Consider the following 2,047-nt stretch of genomic DNA (forward strand, 5'->3'; position numbering starts at 1 on the left):
GGATGGCATATATACGTGCTGATTTAATTACAAAGGAAATCTCTGAAATGAGCTCCTTTAACCGGTCTATAAATTAACCACACCGCTACTCAAGCTGTATATAGCGTGCTAAAAGTTTGGCTTAATGGTCACGAGTAAAATAATGGCAATAAAAGCAAATAAACCAATGGCCAAACCGGCTCGACGCTGTACTAACAATATAGAATCATCCTTGCGGAAAGCCTTCATGAGCGAGGAAAACAGAACGATAAACAGAATAATCTTGGCATAAAACCAAGGCTGTACCATAAACTGATTCATCACTAATAAAATAATACCTGTTAAAATGATCAGGCTAAAGGATAAGTGCTGTAGTGCGACCAGTATCTTACGTCCGATGGGGTTTGGCTGGTTGCCCTGTGTTCCGATAAACAGGGTCAGGCCACGCAGCACAAAAACAATCAGAGCTAGTGTGGCACTGCTCATATGTATAATTTTTAAGAACAGATGAGTATCCATGTATAATTTATACTCTTGTTAAACTTTAGGCGCATGGGCGCATTCAGGGCTTGCAGGTGCAATCCCCGGCCATTCAGTCGGTAAGTAAGCATGAATAGACAAGGCATGGATATTGCCAGGACTCATCAAATCTGCCGTCAGAGCATAAATTTTCTGATGACGCTGTACCAATCGCAGGCCAATAAAAGACTCACTGACAATAATAACTTTAAAGTGTGTTTCTTTACCCGGGAAATAACCGCCATGACTTGAAGATTCATTAACTACCTCAAGATGAGTAGGTGACAAAGTCTGTAATCGTTCAATCAGTTGCTGTTCTAGGCTCATAACTAGTCCTCTGAGTGATTATTGGAGTGGAATTGAAGTATACGTGTTCCTCAGCCAGCTTACCTTAGTAAAATCTTTATGTTTTACATCTTTTTATAGTTATACCTCGATATAAAACCAACTACCTTGTGCTGAATGGCAAGGCAAACAGGCTAAAAGATGATAAAAGTTGAATTTAAATAGCTTAAAATGATTTTATTTTATGCAATCAGTTCAATATTCTGTAGAAAAATGTTGACCGGTATCTTCCATAATGTATTATAAGCGGCACGCGGGAATAGCTCAGTTGGTAGAGCACAACCTTGCCAAGGTTGGGGTCGCGAGTTCGAGTCTCGTTTCCCGCTCCAAATTCAAAAAGCCCTGATCGAAAGATTGGGGCTTTTTTCTTGTTGATTTTATTATATTTTTTAAAAACTCTTCTTCCTTTGTTATTCGATTCAATAAAAAATATTCTTAATGTAATTTGTATTTTGTGACCAAGATGTGACCATGGCGTGCCCACGACAATAAAAATGGCCTCAATTGACCTTAAATGTCCTCAATCGATCACCACTTTCAGAGCTTTTTTGAAAGCAAAAAATCACCCTGTTCTCTTCCAAACAAGGTTTTTTTTACCAAACGATCAAATATTTGTGACCATTTCACTTTTTGATGTGACCATTTGTGACCAAACTAGTCATTATCATTTTGATTATTATCAATTTTCTTAAAAATCAATAAATCACCCACTCCCACATCTAATGCAATACAAATTTTATCAATGGTTTCAAAATCAATCCGTACAGATTCATCATTATAAAGTTTGTGCAAAGTAGATTTATTAATTCCAGTACTTCTTACCAAATCAGCAACCTTAAGTTTCCTTTCTGCTAATAAAACTGCCAAGTTTGAAATAATCATAAAATTTCCTACTTAAATCATAAAAAGTACTTGCAACAACATAAAAATATGATAATTTATGTCTTAGGAATAATTTTTCCTAGTTACCTAGTAAAAAATATGAGGCTCTATTATGTCATATACCTATCTCACAGCCCAGCAACTGGCTGAAAAAATCCAGTACGACGCTCGTACTATCCGCAACCAACTGAAGGACAGTGTCTTTATTGAAGGTGTTCACTACATCCGTCCTTTTGGTGGTCGAAAAATTCTTTTTGTTTGGGAACGCATTGAAACTGAAATGCTTAAATTCACCGGTTTAAGCATGGATGCCTTGCAATAA

General features: G+C 36.8%; 4 protein-coding genes and 1 tRNA gene. 2 read left to right on the plus strand and 3 right to left on the minus strand.

What is annotated here, in order from left to right:
* Positions 1-108 precede the first annotated feature (108 nt).
* Both J502_RS15900 and J502_RS15905 read right to left on the minus strand, forming a co-directional pair.
* Entirely contained in the window at positions 109-498 is a 390-nt protein-coding gene (locus J502_RS15900; protein WP_005405841.1) for a SirB2 family protein, read from the minus strand.
* 18 nt (positions 499-516) lie between these two features.
* Positions 517-825, minus strand: coding sequence for a BolA family protein (locus J502_RS15905; RefSeq protein ID WP_034684677.1), 309 nt, complete (start codon positions 823-825; stop codon positions 517-519).
* Between the two features lie 271 nt (positions 826-1,096).
* Here J502_RS15905 and J502_RS15910 point away from each other — a divergent pair.
* Positions 1,097-1,172, plus strand: a tRNA-Gly gene (locus J502_RS15910).
* A 325-nt stretch (positions 1,173-1,497) separates the two neighbouring features.
* On the opposite strand, the gene J502_RS15915 is transcribed toward J502_RS15910, so the two are convergent.
* On the minus strand, positions 1,498-1,725 hold the full coding sequence (locus J502_RS15915) for a helix-turn-helix domain-containing protein (protein WP_000587224.1): 228 nt from the start codon (positions 1,723-1,725) through the stop codon (positions 1,498-1,500).
* A gap of 112 nt (positions 1,726-1,837) precedes the next feature.
* Here J502_RS15915 and J502_RS15920 point away from each other — a divergent pair, with 112 nt between their 5' ends.
* The gene (locus tag J502_RS15920) at positions 1,838-2,047 is read left to right on the plus strand and encodes a hypothetical protein (protein WP_000122748.1); all 210 of its coding nucleotides are present in this window, start codon (positions 1,838-1,840) and stop codon (positions 2,045-2,047) included.

This window comes from Acinetobacter sp. 1294596, assembly GCF_000582925.1.
In the GTDB taxonomy this organism is placed as follows: domain Bacteria; phylum Pseudomonadota; class Gammaproteobacteria; order Pseudomonadales; family Moraxellaceae; genus Acinetobacter; species Acinetobacter radioresistens.